Source organism: Stenotrophomonas sp. 2694 (assembly GCF_040548715.1).
GTDB classification, from domain to species: domain Bacteria; phylum Pseudomonadota; class Gammaproteobacteria; order Xanthomonadales; family Xanthomonadaceae; genus Stenotrophomonas; species Stenotrophomonas indicatrix.
In genome coordinates this window covers 63,987-79,754 of sequence record NZ_JBEPSG010000012.1, presented here as the reverse complement: position 1 = coordinate 79,754, position 15,768 = coordinate 63,987, and the positions used below count along the sequence as shown (strand labels likewise).

The window sequence follows — 15,768 nt, the reverse complement described above, 5'->3', positions numbered from 1 at the left end:
CCGTCGCCGGTCGATCAACCCGCGTGGATCGACTTTTGCAGACGAAGGTGTTGCCGGAACCGCTCGGCGTAGTCCTCCCCCACGGCGGCGATGACGCTTTGCCTGGCCGCCAACGCCGATCGCCATGTCGACACACGCGGAAGGTTTTCGAAGATCGGCTGCGAAACCATCGGGTCGAGGAAGCCGAAGTATCTGAAGAGTGGTGCGAACACCGCGTCGACCATCGTGAAGGCAGTGCCCGCGAAATACGGTCCGGACTCCAGCTCCGCCTCCAGTCGCTCAAGCGCGCCCCTCAATGCCGCCTGTTTCGCATCCGCCGTCGAACGGTCGGTAGCGTTGAGAAACTGCCAGGCGTCGGTAAGGGCGGATGTCGCAAACTCGATCCAACCCCGCTGGCGGGCACGGGATAGCGCATCGACGGGGTACATCGGCGCGCCACCCTGGGTTTCTTCCAGGTACTCGCAGATGACCATGCTTTCGAACAGCATCGCATCTTCCGCATCGTCCCGGCGCACCTTGAGCACGGGGACCTTGCCGGTTGGCGAAACTGCCAGGAACCAGCTTGGCTTGGCTGCCAAATCGACATTTATCCGATCGAATTGGATACCCTTTTCAAGAAGCACAATCGCGGCGCGCTGTACGAATGGGCACAGTGGGTGGCTTATCAGCGTAAGAGCGTTCATTGCTTTTAGTGGCTCTGGATGGTTTATCAAGTGGAAACAGCGGCAGAGGTTTCCCGAGCGCCGCTGTTTGCACAGCCCGGATTGGACTGGTTCGCCGCTAGGTCCTGAGGCGGGCGCTCAGTACCCGATTGGCTCAGCCCAGGCGATGTGGCGTTCGCGCAATTGTTGAGCGGCGCGCTTAGCCGTTCAGCAGACGGCCGCCGTCCAGGACGATTTCAGAGCCGACCGTCCAGCGCGACTCGTCCGATGCCAGATACAGGACTGCTTTGGCCACCTCGTCGGAGGTACCGAAGCGGCCAAGCGGAATGGTTGCCGCGATCGCTTTGTTAACCTGCTCGCGATAAGCTTCCGGAATACCGGCCTTGTCGTAAAGCGGAGTCTCGACGGGGCCAGGGCTCACTGCGTTGACACGGATGCCACGGCCCAGCAATTCGGTCGAGAGCGTCTTCGACATGTTCAGCAATGCGGCCTTCGTTGCGGCATACACCGACGAGCGATCTGCGCCTGCATGCGCGCTGACGGAAGTGGTCAACACGACGGAAGCAGGATTTGCGAAGACCGGCAAAAGCGCCTGCATCAGGAAGTACGGCCCTTTGACGTTGATGTCGAAAATGCGGTCGAACATGTCTTCCGTCCATTCCTCAATGGGCCGCCAGATGGATACGCCGGCATTGAGGAAGGCAACGTCGAGTTGGCCGTAGTGTTCCTTGATGGCTTGTGCCAGCTCCTTTTGTGCAGCAACGCTGGCCGAGTCGGCGCGCAGCACCGGCACTTCCGGGCCCAGTTCGGCCTGGGCCCTTGCAATCGAATCGGGGTTGACGCCCGTTACGATCACGCGAGCGCCCTCCGCCAGGAACTGCTTTGCCGTTTCCAGCCCAATGCCACTGGTGCCGCCAGTGATGAGAGTACGTTTACCTTGCAAGCGCGCCATTTGAATTCTCCGGTGAATGACGACCACCGTGGTCGACATGGAGAAATATGCGCTCATGCCTCACAGCAGATAAGACTGTCTGTTCGCATATAATTCATGCAGATCAGGCATGAATAGAGGCGGCGCCGTGGACCGATTTCTTTTGATGACATGCTTTGCGCGTGCTGTGGAAACCGGGAGCTTTTCGGCAGCAGGGCGGGATCTAGGGTTGGGGCAGCCCAATGTGAGCCGCTATGTAGCAGCTCTGGAGGATCATCTGCAGACGCGCTTGCTCCACCGGTCTACGCGGAAGTTGTCCTTGACGCCGGAGGGCGAACGCTACTACGCGGACATCCGGCGCATCCTGGATGCGGTGGATGAATCCGAATCGTCCTTCAGGAGCAACGTCGACCCATCAGGGCTCTTGCGCGTAGCCTGTCCGACAGCTCTCGCACATGCGTTTGTGCTGCCGCATGTGCCGGCCTTTCTGGAGCGCTACCCTCAATTGAACCTGGATCTCCAACTCAACGATCGATACGTAGACCTGGTCAATGAAGGCACCGAACTCGCGATCCGCATAGGACAGCTGGAGGACAGCGCCCTGCGCGCGCGGCCTCTTGGATGGTATGAGCGGGTCTTCGTCGCCAGCAAGGACTACTTGGCCAAACGTGGAGTTCCGCAGACCCCGGATGATCTACGCGACCACGATTGCATCATCTACACCTTGCTGTCGTCAGGGGCGACCTGGCGATTCCGGGATGCGGAAATTCCGATCAGCGGCAGGCTCAGGGTCAACTCGCCCGACGCCGTGAGTGCAGCGGTCGCGGCGGGCCTGGGTGTAGCACATGGACCTGCGTGGCTCTTTCAGGACGGACTGAACAGCGGCAGATTGCAGTTCATTCTCAGCAACCATACGGCTCCCCCTGTCCCCGTGCAGATGGTCTACGTCGCCAATAGGCTGCTTCCCACGCGGGCCATCGTGTTCATGGATTTCATGGCTGACGTGTTTTCAAGGATTCCAGCCTTGAACGGCAGCATCCCTTTGCCGACTCGATAAGACGAGACGACAAAGCGTGCGTCCAGAAATGAAAAGAGCGCCGAAGCGCTCTTTTCCTTTACCTCGATCAACCAGCAGGATCACTCCCACTCAATGGTCGCCGGCGGCTTCCCCGAGATGTCATAGACAACCCGTGACACCCCGCGCAACTCATTGATGATCCGGTTGCTCACCGTACCCAGGAACTCATACGGCAGATGCGCCCAATGCGCCGTCATGAAGTCAATCGTCTCAACCGCACGCAACGCAATCACCCACTCGTAAGCGCGCGCATCGCCCACCACGCCCACCGACTTCACCGGCAGGAACACGGCAAACGCCTGGCTGGTCTTGTCGTACAGGTCGGCCTTGCGCAGCTCATCAATGAAGATGGCATCGGCCTTGGCCAGCAGCTCGGCGTATTCGCGCTTCACTTCGCCCAGGATGCGAACGCCCAGACCCGGGCCCGGGAACGGATGGCGGTAGACCATGGTGCGCGGCAGGCCCAGCTCCACGCCCAGGCGGCGCACTTCGTCCTTGAACAGCTCGCGCAGCGGCTCCACCAGGCCCAGCTTCATGTGCTCCGGCAGGCCGCCCACGTTGTGGTGGCTCTTGATCACGTGCGCCTTGCCGGTCTTGCTGCCGGCCGACTCGATCACGTCCGGGTAGATGGTGCCCTGCGCCAGCCACTTGGCGTTCTTCAGCTTGTTCGACTCTTCGTCGAAGATCTCAACGAACAGGTTGCCGATGATCTTGCGCTTGGCTTCCGGGTCGCTCACGCCTTCCAGCGCGCTGAAGTAACGGTCGGCGGCATTTACGCGAACGACCTTCACGCCCATGTGCTCGGCAAACATCGCCATCACCTGGTCGCCTTCCTGCCAGCGCAGCAGGCCGGTATCCACGAACACGCAGGTCAGCTTCTCGCCGATGGCCTTGTGCAGCAGCGCGGCCACCACCGACGAATCGACGCCGCCGGACAGGCCCAGGATCACTTCGTCATCGCCCACCTGTTCGCGCACGCGGGCGATCTGGTCGTCGATGATGTTGGCGGCGGTCCACAGGGTCTGGCAGCCGCACACGTCCACCACGAAGCGGCGCAGCAGCGCCTGGCCCTGCAGGGTGTGGGTCACTTCCGGGTGGAACTGCACGCCGTACCAGCGCTTTTCTTCGTTGGCCATGGCGGCCACCGGAATGCGGTCGGTGGTGGCGGTGATGGTGAAGCCCGGCGGCGCAACGGAGACGTGGTCGCCGTGGCTCATCCAGACGTTCAACTTCGGCTCGCCACCGTGGTCGCTCAGGCCCTTGAACAGCGCATCGGGGTTGATCACGTTCACTTCGGCGTGGCCGAATTCGCGCTGGTCCGCCGCTTCGGTGGCACCGCCCAGCTGCGCGGCCAGGGTCTGCATGCCGTAGCAGATGCCGAAGATCGGCAGGCCGCTGTCGAACACTTCCTGCGGCGCGGCGGGCGCGCCCGGCAGCGTGGTCGATTCCGGGCCACCGGACAGGATGATGCCCTTGGCGCCAAAGCCGGCAATCTCGGCCGGGTTGTGGTCCCACGCCCAGATTTCGCAGTAGACGCCCAGCTCGCGGATGCGGCGGGCAATCAGCTGCGTGTACTGCGCGCCGAAATCGAGGATGAGGATCTTGTCGTTATGGATGTTGGTCATTCGGGCGCTCAGGGATGGGTAGTACAGAGAAGGTGCTCAGCACGCTGGCGGACAACTCACGCCGCAATTCATCGGCCACCGGATCCGGCGCGGTCCATCGCACGCCGATGAAGCCATCGGCACGCTGCTCGCGCCGTGGATAGGGATCGCCCCACATGCAGGTCTGCAGCCGTTCGGTCTCGGCGCTGCTGGTTTCGCAGCGGATCAGCCGCGCATCGGTCATGTCGACAAGCTTCTCGTCGAACCAGTAACCGAAGCTCCGCTCGAAGTGCGGGAGCTGCGTCGACCAGCCCAGCCGGCGATAACTCTCATCACGCAGTGACGGCAGAATCTCCGGGCTGTATTCACCCTGCCAGCAAACCAGCAAGCCGTTGAAACTGGATGCGCGCGGCGGCACCAGGCGCCATTGCAGTGCCCCCTGCGGTTCAAGCCGCCAGCCCTGTGGCAGGTCGAAGGTCAGGTTCGGACAGGACACCCGGTTCGCAGGGGGCGCCAGCTCGGCCGAGGAGTGCTCGGCAGCGCCGGAGCACCCCGCGACCAGCATGGCCACGCCAAGCAGGCTCCCGCCACGGTATCGGCCGGCGCGCTGGCCGGCAGTGCGGAGGTAGCTCACGAGGCCAAGGCGGGCAGTCATCAGGAGCGGTAGTTCGGCGGCTCTTTGGTGATCGTCACGTCGTGGACGTGGCTCTCGCGCTGGCCGGCGCCGCTGATCTTCACGAACTTGGGCTTGCTGCGCATGTCCTCGACGGTGGCGCAGCCCACGTAGCCCATGGTGGCGCGCAGGCCGCCCATCAGCTGGTGGATGATGCCGCCCACCGGGCCGCGGTACGGCACGCGGCCTTCAATGCCTTCGGGCACCAGCTTGTCGGCGGTGGCGGCGTCCTGGAAGTAGCGGTCCTTGGACCCCTTCTCCATCGCGGCCAGCGAGCCCATGCCGCGGTAGCTCTTGTACGAACGGCCCTGGAACAGCTCGGTTTCGCCCGGCGATTCCTCGGTACCGGCCAGCAGGCCACCAATCATGATGGTGGAGGCACCGGCGGCCAGCGCCTTGCCGATGTCGCCCGAGTAACGGATGCCACCGTCGGCGATCAGCGGGATGCGGTCCTGCAGCGCTTCGGCCACCAGGTCGATCGCGGTGATCTGCGGCACGCCCACGCCTGCCACCACGCGGGTGGTGCAGATCGAACCCGGGCCGATGCCCACCTTCACTGCGTCCGCGCCGCTGTCCAGCAGCGCCAGCGCGGCTTCACCGGTGCAGATGTTGCCACCGATGACCTGCACGTTCGGGAAGTTCTTCTTGACCCAGCTGACGCGGTCCAGCACGCCCTGCGAATGGCCGTGCGCGGTATCGACCACGATCACGTCCACGCCGGCAGCGACCAGCGCTTCCACGCGGCGATCGGTATCGCCGCCCACGCCAACGGCCGCGCCGACCAGCAGGCGGGTGGCGATGTCCTTGGCAGCGTTCGGGAAGTCGGTGTTCTTCTGGATGTCCTTGACGGTGATCAGGCCACGCAGGGCGAAATCATCGTTGACCACCAGCACCTTTTCGATGCGGTTGCGGTGCAGCAGCTGCAGCACTTCATCCGACGCGGCGCCTTCCTTGACCGTGATCAGGCGATCCTTCTTGGTCATGATGTGGCGGACCGGATCGTCCAGCTCGGTCTCGAAGCGCATGTCGCGATGGGTCACGATGCCGGCCAGCAGGCCGTCGCTGCCCACCACCGGCACGCCGGAGATGTTGTGCGCCTGGGTCAGGGCCAGCACGTCGCGGATGGTGGTTTCCGGGCCGACGGTGATCGGGTCGCGGATGACGCCGGCCTCGAACTTCTTGACCTTGGCCACTTCCGCGGCCTGCTGCTCCACGCTCAGATTCTTGTGGATGATGCCCATGCCACCCAGCTGTGCCATGGCGATGGCCAGGCGTGCTTCGGTGACGGTATCCATGGCGGCGGACAGGATCGGAAGCTTGAGCTTCAGGTCACGCGTCAACCGCGTTTCGAGGTTGACGTCCTTGGGCAGGATGGTCGAATGAGCGGGGACGAGCGAGACGTCGTCGTAAGTGAGTGCTTCAGCCTGGATGCGCAGCATCGGCATACCCGAGATGTGGGGAAGCGCGACATTTTACCCTGTTTTGGCGACCAAGAACAGTAATTTTGGTAACCGGAAATAGGTAATCCTGCGACACAGTGTCGCGCGGGCGGGGATCTGTTCAGGGCACCTACCGAAGCGGGTAGTGCCGGCCGCTGGCCGGCAACCTCATGAACCTTCGGATGGCATACCGGGTTGCCGGCCAGCGGCCGGCACTACCGTCAAACCCCAGCTTCCGCCGCTTCCAACGTGTTCTGCATCAGCGTGGCCACGGTCATCGGGCCTACGCCACCCGGCACCGGGGTGATCCAGCTCGCCCGCTGCGCTGCGGCCTCAAACCCGACATCGCCCACCAACCGGCCGTCATCCAAGCGGTTGATGCCCACGTCGATCACCACCGCGCCCGGCTTCACCCACTCGCCCGGCACGATGTCCGGCCGGCCGACCGCCACCACCAGGATGTCGGCGTTGCGCACGGCCTGTTCCAGCACGTCCTTGGGGGTGAACTTGTGGCAGCTGGTCACGGTGCAGCCGGCAATCAGCAGCTCCAGGCCCATCGGCCGGCCGACGTGGTTACTGACGCCGACGATGGTGGCGTTGCGGCCGCGCACCGGTTGGTCGGTGTGGCCCAGCAGCGTGGTGATGCCACGCGGGGTGCACGGGCGCAGGCCGAACTCGCGCAGGGCCAGGTGGCCGACGTTTTCCGGATGGAAGCCGTCCACGTCCTTGCGCGGGTCGATGCGCTGGATCAGCCGGCGCGCATCCGGGATACCCGGCAGCGGCAGCTGGATCAGGATGCCGTTGATCTTCGGGTCGGCGTTGAGCTGGTCGATCAGGTCGAGCAGCTCGGCCTCGGTGGTGCCGGCCGGCAGGTCGTAGTCATAGGCTTCGATGCCGACCTTCTCGGCCGCACGGCGCTTGTTGCGCACGTACACGGTCGAAGCCGGGTCGCCCCCCACCAGCACCACGGCCAGGCCCGGGCGGCTGCCACCGGCGGCGACACGGGCGTCGACCCGCACCTTCAGGCTGTCGAGCAGGTCCTCGGCGATACGGCGGCCATCGAGGATGCGGGCAGGAAGCTGGGGGGCGGAGTCGGTCATCGGGTGCGGGCGTGGGGCGGCGGGGACGCTATTGTCCCCGATTCACGCCCCCTCGCCCACCGGCACGGACGGGGTCGGATCCCTTTGCCAAAGGCAAAGGGCTCTGACCCCATCGACCAAGCACGCACGTCGGTAGTGCCGGCCGCTGGCCGGCAACCTCATGAGCGCAGGAAGCACCGTGCAGTTGCCGGCCAGCGGCCGGCACTACCATGCTTCAGATCATTCCTCTTCTTCTTCCGGCACTTCATCCGCATTGAGCGTGCGTGCCTTGCGCTTGGGCGCGGTAAACGGCGTCGGCGTCGGCACACCCGGCAGCGCGCTGCCGAACACCATGTGCGCTCCGGCGCGCAGGCTGCCACCGGCCATTTCCAGTTCGAAGCGCTCGGCATCGCGCTCGCGGATCTGCTCGGCAATCTCGCGAGCGTCATCCTCGTCCGCGCCCAGCTCCACCAGTGCCGCCTGCCCGAACAGCAGTGCCGACTCGAACGTTTCGCGGATCTGGAAATCCACGCCAGCATGGATCAGCCGCAGCGAATGTTCGCGGTCGAACGAGCGCACCAGCAGCTTGGCTTGCGGGAACTGATGGGCCACCAGTTCGACGATGCGGTCGGCGTCCTCGGCATTGTTCACGCACACCGCAATCGCCCGCGCACTGCCCGCGCCAGAGGCATGCAGCACGTCCAAGCGGGTGCCGTCGCCGTAATAGATCTTGAAACCGAAGCGCTCGGCGTTGTGGATCATCTCCACATCGTTGTCGATGATGGTCACGTCCACGTCGCGGGCCAGCAGCGACTGGCTGGCCACCTGGCCGAAGCGGCCGAAGCCGATCAGCAACACGCTGCCGGACAGGCCATCGGCGGTATCCACGCCTTCCAGGCTGACGGTCGGCGTCGGCGCCACGCGCTTGTAGACCAGCACCACCAGCGGCGTCAGCGCCATCGACAGCACCACCACGGCGGTGAAGTTGGCATTGATGTCCAGGCTGATCACCCCGGCACTGGCTGCGGCCGAGAACAGCACGAAGGCGAACTCGCCGCCCTGCGCCATCAGCACGCCACGGTCCAGCGCCTGCGCGTGGTCACTGCCCATCAACCGCGCCACCACGTAGATGCACAACGCCTTGGCCGCCATCAGCGCCACTACCAGGCCGAGGATCATCGGCCAGTTGCCGGCCACTACGCCCAGGTCCAGCGCCATGCCCACGCTGAGGAAGAACAGGCCCAGCAGGATGCCGCGGAACGGTTCGATGTCTGCTTCGATCTGGTGGCGGAAGGTCGATTCGCTCAGCAGCACGCCGGCCAGGAACGCGCCCATCGCCATCGACAACCCGGACAGCTGCATCAGCAGCGCCGCGCCCAGCACCACCAGCAGCGCGGCAGCGGTCATCACTTCGCGCGCTTTCGATTCGGCCAGCACGCGGAACAGCGGATTGAGCAGGAAGCGGCCCACCAGCACCAGGCCGACGATGGCGCCCACGCCGATCGCCACCGACATCCAGCGCGAGCCCTCGCCATCGGCACTGCCGGCAGCCGGCGCCATCCACGCGACCAGCGCCAGCAACGGCACGATCAGCAGGTCTTCGAACAGCAGGATCGAGACGATCTTCTGCCCCGATGGCAGCGCGATGTCGCCGCGCTCGGCCAGCAGCTGCATCACCACTGCGGTGGAGGTGAGCACGAAACCGGTGGCGCCGATGAAAGCGATCTGCCACGGCAGCCCGAACAGCTTGGCGATGCTGGTCAGCACCAGCGCGCAGGTGACGATCTGCAGCGTGCCCAGCCCGAAGATTTCCTTGCGCAGGCTCCACAGGTGCGAGGGCCGCATTTCCAGGCCGATGACGAACAGGAACATGACCACGCCGAGTTCGGCGGTATGCAGGATCGCCTGCGGGTCGGAGAACCAGCCCAGCCCGAACGGGCCGATCGCCAGGCCGGCGGCGAAGTAGCCCAGCACCGAGCCCAGGCCGAGCCGACGGAACAGCGGCACCATTACCACCGCTGCGCCCAACAGGGCGACGACCTTGACCAGCTCGCTGGTCGCTGCTTCTACCGCCATGCGGTGGGTTCCCCGGAAATCGAAATCGGCCTCAACGATAGAGCAACACCGATGACGGCAATAGCACGTGTGTTGCGTTTTATTGTCTTGGAGATGGAACGATGGCGGGAGTGGCCCTGGGCATCATCCCGAAACCGTGCGCCCCCTCGGTGGGTGCCAACCCGATTCGGTAGGCGCCAACCTTGGTTGGCACAAGCGCCGACCAAGGTCGGCATCCACCAGGGCCCTGCCCCCTCCCTCACCCGCCCCGACAGAACGCGGCGTAATCGATATACCCCGGGAACGGCACGCCCGGCGCGCACACCGCGCACTGCGGGTCGGGGCCGATGCGGGTCTCGCGGAAGCGCATGCCCAGCGCGTCAAAGCGCAGCAGGCGGCCCACCAACGGTTCGCCGATGCCCAGCAGCAGCTTCAGCACCTCGGTGGCTTGCAGCACACCTGCCAGGCCAGGCAGCACGCCCAGCACGCCGGCCTCGGAACAGTTGGGCGCGAATTCCGGCGGCGGCGGCTCCGGGAACAGGCAGCGGTAGCACGGCGCCTCGCCGCGCTGGCGGCCGGCATCGAACACGCTCACCTGGCCATCGAAGCGCTCGATGGCGGCGTAGACCATCGGCGTGGCGTGCTTGATGCAGGCATCGTTGAGCAGGTAGCGCAACGGGAAGTTGTCCGAACCATCCAGCACCACGTCAACGTCCTGCAGCAGGCGGTCCACGTTCTCCGAGGTGACCCGCTCGGGCACGGCCTCGACCTCGATGGACGGGTTCAACGCCAGCAGCCGCTCACGTGCCGAATCAACCTTCAGCTGGCCGACGCTGGCCTCGGTATGCACGATCTGCCGGTGCAGGTTGCTGCGCTCGACACGGTCGTGGTCGGCAAAACGCAGGTGCCCTACCCCGGCGGCCGCCAGGTAGAAGCCGGCCGGCGCGCCCAGGCCGCCCGCGCCCAGCACCAGCACCCGCGCCTGCTGCAGGCGGCGCTGACCAGCCTCGCCCACCTGCGGCAGCAGCAGGTGGCGCGAATAGCGGTCATAGAAATCGCGGTCGGCGGCACTGCTCAGTGGCTGCACCAGCGGCAGCGCCTGCTCGCGCCAGGCCACGGTGCCGCCCGCAACGGAGCTCACGTTCGTGTAGCCCGCATCCAGCAGCGCCTGCGCTGCATCAGCCGAGCGCTTGCCGCTCTGGCAGATCAGCAGGATTTCCTGTTCCGGCACAGGCAGGTGCGCGGCGGGGTCGGCCAGAAGTTCATCCTTGGCCACGCCACGCGCGCCCTCGGCCATGCCGCCGGCCCGCTCATGCGCCTCGCGCACGTCGATCAGCACCGCACCATGGGCCACGCGCGCGCGCGCCCGCTCGGGGGAAAGCTCTGGAATGCTCATGGCGTCCATTGTAGAGCCGGGCCCCATGTTGACGGAGCCGACGGCGCGTAGGACCCTCTGGCCGGTGAAACCATCGATCAATCCCGTACAGACCGAGCACCTGGTGCTCCGGCCGTTCTCATGCGCCGACGGCCCCGAGGTCTTCGCCGGCATCACGCCAACGCTGACCCGCTTCATGGCATTCGATCCGCCGGACTCTTTTGCGGCATTCGAAAAGATCGGCCAGGAATGGCTGCGCCTGATCGAGGAAGGCGCGGAATACACGTTCGTGATCCGGCATCTGCAGGACGGACGCTTTGTGGGCATCGCCGCCGTGCACCGCGCTACCGAGGGCGAACCCGAGCTTGGCATCTGGATAAGCGAGCGCGAGCACGGACAGGGCTACGGCCGCGAGGCAGTGCGCGCCGTCGTGCACTGGTGCGCGGAACGGCTCGCTGCGGTCGCCTATCGCTACCCGGTGGCGGTGGACAACGTGGCCAGCCGGCGGATTGCCGAAGCACTGGGCGGCCAGGTGGTCGGCACCGAGCAGAGCGCGAAGTTTGCGTCGGTGGTCTATCGGATTCCGGTGCCGGGGCTGCCTGGCTGAGGTTGCCGGCCAGCGGCCGGCACTACCGCAAACGAGAAAGGCGGCCCTGCGGCCGCCTCTCGTGAATCACTTGCCCTTGACGTGCTTCATCAAGCGCCGCTTGGCCTTGACCTGCCGTTCGGTCAGCACGTTCTTCTTGCCTTCGTACGGGTTGGCACCCTCGCGGAAGATGAACTGCACCGGCGTTCCGATCAGCTTGAAGCGCTTGCGGAAGAAATTCTCCAGGTAGCGCTTGTACGACTCCTGCAGTTCCTTCAGGCGGGTGCCGTGCACGATGAAGGTCGGCGGGTTGGCGCCGGCCGGGTGCACGTAACGCAGCTTGGAGACGTGGCCGCGGATGGTCGGCGGCGGGTTGGTCTCGTAGGCCACTTCCAGCGCCTTGTTCACTTCGCTGGTGGTGAAGGTCTTGTTCGCCGATTCGTGCGCACGGTGCACCGCACGGAACAGCTCGCGCAGGCCCGAGCCATGCTTGGCCGAGATGCGCACCGATTCGGCCCACGGCACGAAGCCCAGGCGCAGCGACAGCATCGTTTCGGCCTGCTCACGCTGGTAGTCGGTCAGGCCGTCCCACTTGTTGATCGCGATCACCAGCGCGCGGCCGGCATCCAGCACGGCGCCGAGCACGGTGGCGTCCTGGTCTGTCACGCCTTCGGTGGCGTCGAGCATCAGCACGGCCACCTGGCACTGCTCGATCGACTGCATGGTCTTGACCACCGAGAACTTCTCGACGACCTCGTCCACGCGCGAACGGCGACGCAGGCCGGCGGTGTCGATCAGGCGGTACTCGCGGCCGTCGCGCTCCAGGTCCACCGAGATCGAATCGCGGGTGGTGCCCGGCACGTCCGAGGCGATCATGCGCTCTTCGCCGAGGATGCGGTTGACCAGGGTCGACTTGCCCACGTTGGGGCGGCCGACGAAGGCGATGCGCACGCGGTTCGGATCATTGTCCAGCTCTTCGCCGCTGCCCTCTTCCGGCAGGCGCTGGATGACCTCGTCAAGCAGGTCGTCCAGGCCCTGGCGGTGGGCAGCCGACACGGTCAGCATCTCGCTGAAGCCGTAACGGGCGAACTCCGAACGCACGGTGTCCTCGTCGGTGCCGTCGATCTTGTTGATCAGCAGCAGCGTCGGGCGCGACAGCTTGCGCAGCCAGGCCAGGATCTCATCGTCCATCGCCGAGGTGCCCTCGCGGGCATCGACGACAAACAGGATCAGGTCAGCTTCGCCAGCGGCAGCGCGGGCCTGGCGCGTGGTAGCACCAGCCAGGCCTTCTTCTTCCTCTGCGATGCCGCCGGTATCGACGACGAGGAAATGGTTGTCCTCGTCAAGCCGGCAGACGCCATAGTTGCGGTCCCGGGTGACGCCGGGCTGGTCATGGACCAGGGCGTCACGTGTACGGGTCAGTGCATTGAATATGGTCGACTTGCCGACATTCGGCCGTCCAACCAGGGCGACCAAAGGCAGCATCGCGATTACTCCGTATTAATTTGCCAACCGGAATGCGGTCAGCTTGCCATCAACGTTCTGCACCAGCAGCACTCCATCGACGACGATTGGCTGGGCCAGAAGCGCATCACCGCCGCTTTTCGCCCGCGCCGCCATCGCGCCATCGGAGGCCTGCAGCCAATGCAGGTATCCCTTGTAGTCACCGACCACCACGTAGTCGCCGTGCAGCGCCGGACCGGTCAGCGAGCGCCGGGCCAGTGCGGTCTGCGACCACATCGCCGCGCCGCTGGCCTTGTCCAGGCCGAACACGCCGCCCTTGTTGTCGGTAACGAAAACATTGCCCGAAGACACCGCCACACCGCCGGCACCGCCGTGGTCACGCGCCCACAGCGGGCGACCGGTCGGGCCTTCGATGGCCATGGTCTGGTTCTTGAAGCTGCTCACGAACAGCGTGTTGCCGTCGAGCACCGGGGCGCCATCGACGTCGGCCATGCGGTCCAGCTCGGTACGGCCTTCGCCGGTACCCACGTTCTGGTCCCACAGCGTGCGGCCGTCCTGCATGGCCAGCGCAGACACGCTGCCCTCGTCCTTGCCGATGAACAGCACGCCCGGACCGGCCACCACCGGCGCGTTGCCACGCACGGTCAGCGCCGGCAGCTCGCTGGGGTTGAACCACTTCTGGGTGCCGTTGCCGGCATCGAACGCGGTGACGCGACCGTCATTGCTGCGCACGAAGACCATGCCCTGGGCAATGGCCGGCGCGGCGATCACTTCGTTGGGCACGCGTGCGCGCCACTTCTCGCTGCCATCGTTGATGTCCAGCGCGATCACCTGGCCATCGAGGGTACCGATGACCACCAGGTTCTCGCCGACGCCCGGACCACCGGACAGCCGCAGCTTGGCCTTCTTCTTTTCCTTCTTCGGCTCCCAGGTCCAGACCTTCTTGCCGGTCTGCAGGTCGATGGCGTGCACGCCACCGGTGATCGCCGCGGCGAACACGTGGCCATTGGCCACTGCCGGGCCCTGGCGCACGCCGATGCGGCGCTCGCCCTTGCCCAGGTTGACCGACCAGGCCTTGTTGACCTTCAGGGTCGGCTCGAACTTCACCAGTTCCGCCGGTTCCTGTGCCTTCTTCGCTGCTGCGTCCTTGCCGGCGAACCAGCCCTTCATGGTGCTGCAACCGGACAGCGCCATACCAAGCAGGAGTACGGTGGCGACGCGCGTGATCATGACCTTCTGACTCATCAAACCGACTCCGCAGGGGCGGCGACGGTGCCGCCGGCGTCCATAACCTTGGTTTCCAGCAGTCGCCGCTGCGGCGCTGCCACGTCCAGCGTCTTCAGCGCCTTCTCATACTGTTCGCGGGCCGCGTCACGCTTGCCCTGCGCCATCAGCGCATCGCCATGGATTTCCAGGCTGCTGCTGTCGGTGGCGCTGCCCAGCAGCTTGATCGCTTCATCGCCCTTGCCGGTAGCCACCAGCAGGCGTGCCACGCGCTGGTCGACCACGCGCTGCAGGTCGCCTTCGACCTTCACCGCGCGCAGGGTGGCCAGCGCCTCTTCATTCTTGCCGGCATCGACCTGGGCCTTGGCCAGCTGCAGCGCAGCCAGGTCGCCGTAGATGCTGGACGGGCCAGCCTCCAGCGCCTTGACCGCCTTCGCCGCGTCATCGAGCTTGTTCTGCTGCAGACCCACCAGGGCCTTCTGGTACTCGACATTGGCCGAGGCCAGCTTGCCGCCCTGATCCTTCTGGTACCACTGCCAGCCGGCAATGGCACCGATGGCGATGACTACGCCACCGAGGATGCTGGCACCATTCTTCCGCAGCCAGCTGCGGACGCGTTCACTTTGTTCGTGCTCGTCGAGCAGGTCGTCGATCGCCATGCGTACTCTCGCCCCGCCCATCGGGAGGGACCATTGGGATTATCGAAGGTGGTGAAACCGCGCCTCAGTGTGAAACCGGGACAACGGAGCCTTCAGAGGATACCTGAAAGCGTGCCACGTTGGCTCGCTGATAGGGCGTCAGATCGACGATAGCGCCATTCTGCTGAACCTGGACCGCCGAGGCGTTGCCCAGGGTGACCCGGGCCACCTGGCCGGGGGTGAAGCTGCGGGTCTCGCCCGCCTTGATCAACGCCTTCTCGACGTTGCCGCCATCCGGACCGGCAATATCGACCCAGCTGTCGCCGCTGAACTGCATGTCCAGGTTGGCCGCAGCAGCCGGCGCAGCGCGTGGCACCGGGGCCAGCGAGGCAACGTAGGGGGTAGCAGTCGGCTTGGTGACAGGCGCGGCCGCCACTTCGGCGGGCGCCGCGGCGGCGGACCCGGGACCGGCCGGGGTAACCGGTACGGCGGCCGGGATCACATCCAGCGAGGCGGTGTTCGGCGAAGGTGCGGTGCCATCGAAGTGGCCCCGGGTGGCGAACCAGACCGGGACCGCCAGCACGGCGGTAATGCCGACATACAGCGCACGGCGGCCGAGATTCTCGGCGATCCGGCGCGCACGCGGGGTATGGGTGTGGCTGACCAGGGTCGGCGGAACCACCGGGCCAACCTGGGCCTGTTCCAGCAGTTCGCTGACGTCGACGCCGAGCAGGCGGGCATAGCTGCGCAGCTGGCCGCGCACGAACACCGGCGCGCCGAGCTTCTGCCACTGCTCCTGCTCGAGCGACCTCACCACTTGAACCGGCATGCGCAGGCGCTGGCCGACGTCTTCAAGGGTCAGTCCGGCGGCCTCGCGGGCCTGGCGCAGGCGGGTGCCGCAGCCGGCCACAGTCTCGAGATCGCTCACAGTCTGGTCATCAATCACAATGCATCAACCCT

At 65.6% G+C, this 15,768-nt stretch carries 14 protein-coding genes; 2 read left to right on the top strand and 12 right to left on the bottom strand.

Going from position 1 to position 15,768, the window contains the following annotated elements; genetic code table 11:
* Nucleotides 1–14 precede the first annotated feature (14 nt).
* Together ABIA73_RS14755 and ABIA73_RS14750 are read right to left on the bottom strand one after the other, a co-directional pair.
* Nucleotides 15–683, bottom strand: a complete 669-nt coding sequence (locus tag ABIA73_RS14755; RefSeq protein ID WP_354275964.1) for a glutathione S-transferase family protein — start codon at nt 681–683, stop codon at nt 15–17.
* 178 nt (nt 684–861) lie between these two features.
* Nucleotides 862–1,671, bottom strand: a complete 810-nt coding sequence (locus ABIA73_RS14750; RefSeq protein WP_223485193.1) for an SDR family oxidoreductase — start codon at nt 1,669–1,671, stop codon at nt 862–864.
* A gap of 52 nt (nt 1,672–1,723) precedes the next feature.
* Between ABIA73_RS14750 and ABIA73_RS14745 the strand changes: the two genes are divergently transcribed.
* Complete coding sequence (locus tag ABIA73_RS14745) at nt 1,724–2,650, top strand: LysR family transcriptional regulator (RefSeq protein ID WP_354275963.1); 927 nt, start codon at nt 1,724–1,726, stop codon at nt 2,648–2,650.
* A gap of 80 nt (nt 2,651–2,730) precedes the next feature.
* Here the strand turns inward: ABIA73_RS14745 and guaA are convergent, their stop codons facing one another.
* From guaA to moeB, 6 genes are all read right to left on the bottom strand, one after another.
* Entirely contained in the window at nt 2,731–4,296 is a 1,566-nt protein-coding gene (gene guaA, locus ABIA73_RS14740; RefSeq protein ID WP_046982889.1) for a glutamine-hydrolyzing GMP synthase, read from the bottom strand.
* Nucleotides 4,280–4,930 carry a hypothetical protein gene (locus tag ABIA73_RS14735; RefSeq protein WP_354275962.1) on the bottom strand — a complete coding sequence of 217 codons (651 nt, stop codon included), beginning with the start codon at nt 4,928–4,930 and terminating at the stop codon, nt 4,280–4,282. The genes guaA and ABIA73_RS14735 overlap by 17 nt, the downstream gene beginning before the upstream one ends.
* Nucleotides 4,930–6,387: an IMP dehydrogenase gene (gene guaB / locus ABIA73_RS14730; RefSeq protein ID WP_032976170.1), complete on the bottom strand. Its 1,458-nt coding sequence runs from the start codon at nt 6,385–6,387 to the stop codon at nt 4,930–4,932. Before guaB ends, ABIA73_RS14735 begins: the two co-directional genes overlap by 1 nt.
* A gap of 221 nt (nt 6,388–6,608) precedes the next feature.
* Nucleotides 6,609–7,487, bottom strand: a complete 879-nt coding sequence (folD, locus tag ABIA73_RS14725; protein ID WP_025874985.1) for a bifunctional methylenetetrahydrofolate dehydrogenase/methenyltetrahydrofolate cyclohydrolase FolD — start codon at nt 7,485–7,487, stop codon at nt 6,609–6,611.
* A gap of 219 nt (nt 7,488–7,706) precedes the next feature.
* A complete protein-coding gene (locus tag ABIA73_RS14720) occupies nt 7,707–9,542 on the bottom strand; it encodes a monovalent cation:proton antiporter-2 (CPA2) family protein (protein ID WP_059063917.1) in 1,836 nt (611 codons plus the stop codon).
* 238 nt (nt 9,543–9,780) lie between these two features.
* A complete protein-coding gene (gene moeB, locus ABIA73_RS14715) occupies nt 9,781–10,917 on the bottom strand; it encodes a molybdopterin-synthase adenylyltransferase MoeB (RefSeq protein ID WP_354275961.1) in 1,137 nt (378 codons plus the stop codon).
* On the opposite strand from moeB, the gene ABIA73_RS14710 reads away from it, so the two are divergent.
* Nucleotides 10,916–11,503 carry a GNAT family N-acetyltransferase gene (locus tag ABIA73_RS14710; RefSeq protein ID WP_301869237.1) on the top strand — a complete coding sequence of 196 codons (588 nt, stop codon included), beginning with the start codon at nt 10,916–10,918 and terminating at the stop codon, nt 11,501–11,503. The two genes, moeB and ABIA73_RS14710, sit on opposite strands and share 2 nt — an antisense overlap.
* A 66-nt stretch (nt 11,504–11,569) precedes the next feature.
* Here the strand turns inward: ABIA73_RS14710 and der are convergent, their stop codons facing one another.
* The 4 genes from der to ABIA73_RS14690 all read right to left on the bottom strand — a co-directional run bounded on the left by der (nt 11,570) and on the right by ABIA73_RS14690 (nt 15,754).
* Nucleotides 11,570–12,967 carry a ribosome biogenesis GTPase Der gene (gene der, locus ABIA73_RS14705; RefSeq protein ID WP_025874993.1) on the bottom strand — a complete coding sequence of 466 codons (1,398 nt, stop codon included), beginning with the start codon at nt 12,965–12,967 and terminating at the stop codon, nt 11,570–11,572.
* A 15-nt stretch (nt 12,968–12,982) separates the two neighbouring features.
* Nucleotides 12,983–14,191: an outer membrane protein assembly factor BamB gene (gene bamB / locus ABIA73_RS14700; protein WP_032977555.1), complete on the bottom strand. Its 1,209-nt coding sequence runs from the start codon at nt 14,189–14,191 to the stop codon at nt 12,983–12,985.
* Entirely contained in the window at nt 14,191–14,829 is a 639-nt protein-coding gene (locus tag ABIA73_RS14695) for a YfgM family protein (protein ID WP_025874997.1), read from the bottom strand. The genes bamB and ABIA73_RS14695 overlap by 1 nt, the downstream gene beginning before the upstream one ends.
* 64 nt (nt 14,830–14,893) lie before the next feature.
* Complete coding sequence (locus ABIA73_RS14690) at nt 14,894–15,754, bottom strand: helix-turn-helix domain-containing protein (protein ID WP_218789141.1); 861 nt, start codon at nt 15,752–15,754, stop codon at nt 14,894–14,896.
* Nucleotides 15,755–15,768 lie beyond the last annotated feature (14 nt).

Coding starts and splice junctions, on each gene's coding strand:
- ABIA73_RS14755 (WP_354275964.1), bottom strand. CDS start 683: ATGAACGCTCTTACGCTGATAAGCCACCCACTGTGCCCATTCGTACAG.
- ABIA73_RS14750 (WP_223485193.1), bottom strand. CDS start 1,671: ATGAGCGCATATTTCTCCATGTCGACCACGGTGGTCGTCATTCACCGG.
- ABIA73_RS14745 (WP_354275963.1), top strand. CDS start 1,724: ATGAATAGAGGCGGCGCCGTGGACCGATTTCTTTTGATGACATGCTTT.
- guaA (WP_046982889.1), bottom strand. CDS start 4,296: ATGACCAACATCCATAACGACAAGATCCTCATCCTCGATTTCGGCGCG.
- ABIA73_RS14735 (WP_354275962.1), bottom strand. CDS start 4,930: ATGACTGCCCGCCTTGGCCTCGTGAGCTACCTCCGCACTGCCGGCCAG.
- guaB (WP_032976170.1), bottom strand. CDS start 6,387: ATGCTGCGCATCCAGGCTGAAGCACTCACTTACGACGACGTCTCGCTC.
- folD (WP_025874985.1), bottom strand. CDS start 7,487: ATGACCGACTCCGCCCCCCAGCTTCCTGCCCGCATCCTCGATGGCCGC.
- ABIA73_RS14720 (WP_059063917.1), bottom strand. CDS start 9,542: ATGGCGGTAGAAGCAGCGACCAGCGAGCTGGTCAAGGTCGTCGCCCTG.
- ABIA73_RS14710 (WP_301869237.1), top strand. CDS start 10,916: ATGGCGTCCATTGTAGAGCCGGGCCCCATGTTGACGGAGCCGACGGCG.
- moeB (WP_354275961.1), bottom strand. CDS start 10,917: ATGAGCATTCCAGAGCTTTCCCCCGAGCGGGCGCGCGCGCGCGTGGCC.
- der (WP_025874993.1), bottom strand. CDS start 12,967: ATGCTGCCTTTGGTCGCCCTGGTTGGACGGCCGAATGTCGGCAAGTCG.
- bamB (WP_032977555.1), bottom strand. CDS start 14,191: ATGAGTCAGAAGGTCATGATCACGCGCGTCGCCACCGTACTCCTGCTT.
- ABIA73_RS14695 (WP_025874997.1), bottom strand. CDS start 14,829: ATGGCGATCGACGACCTGCTCGACGAGCACGAACAAAGTGAACGCGTC.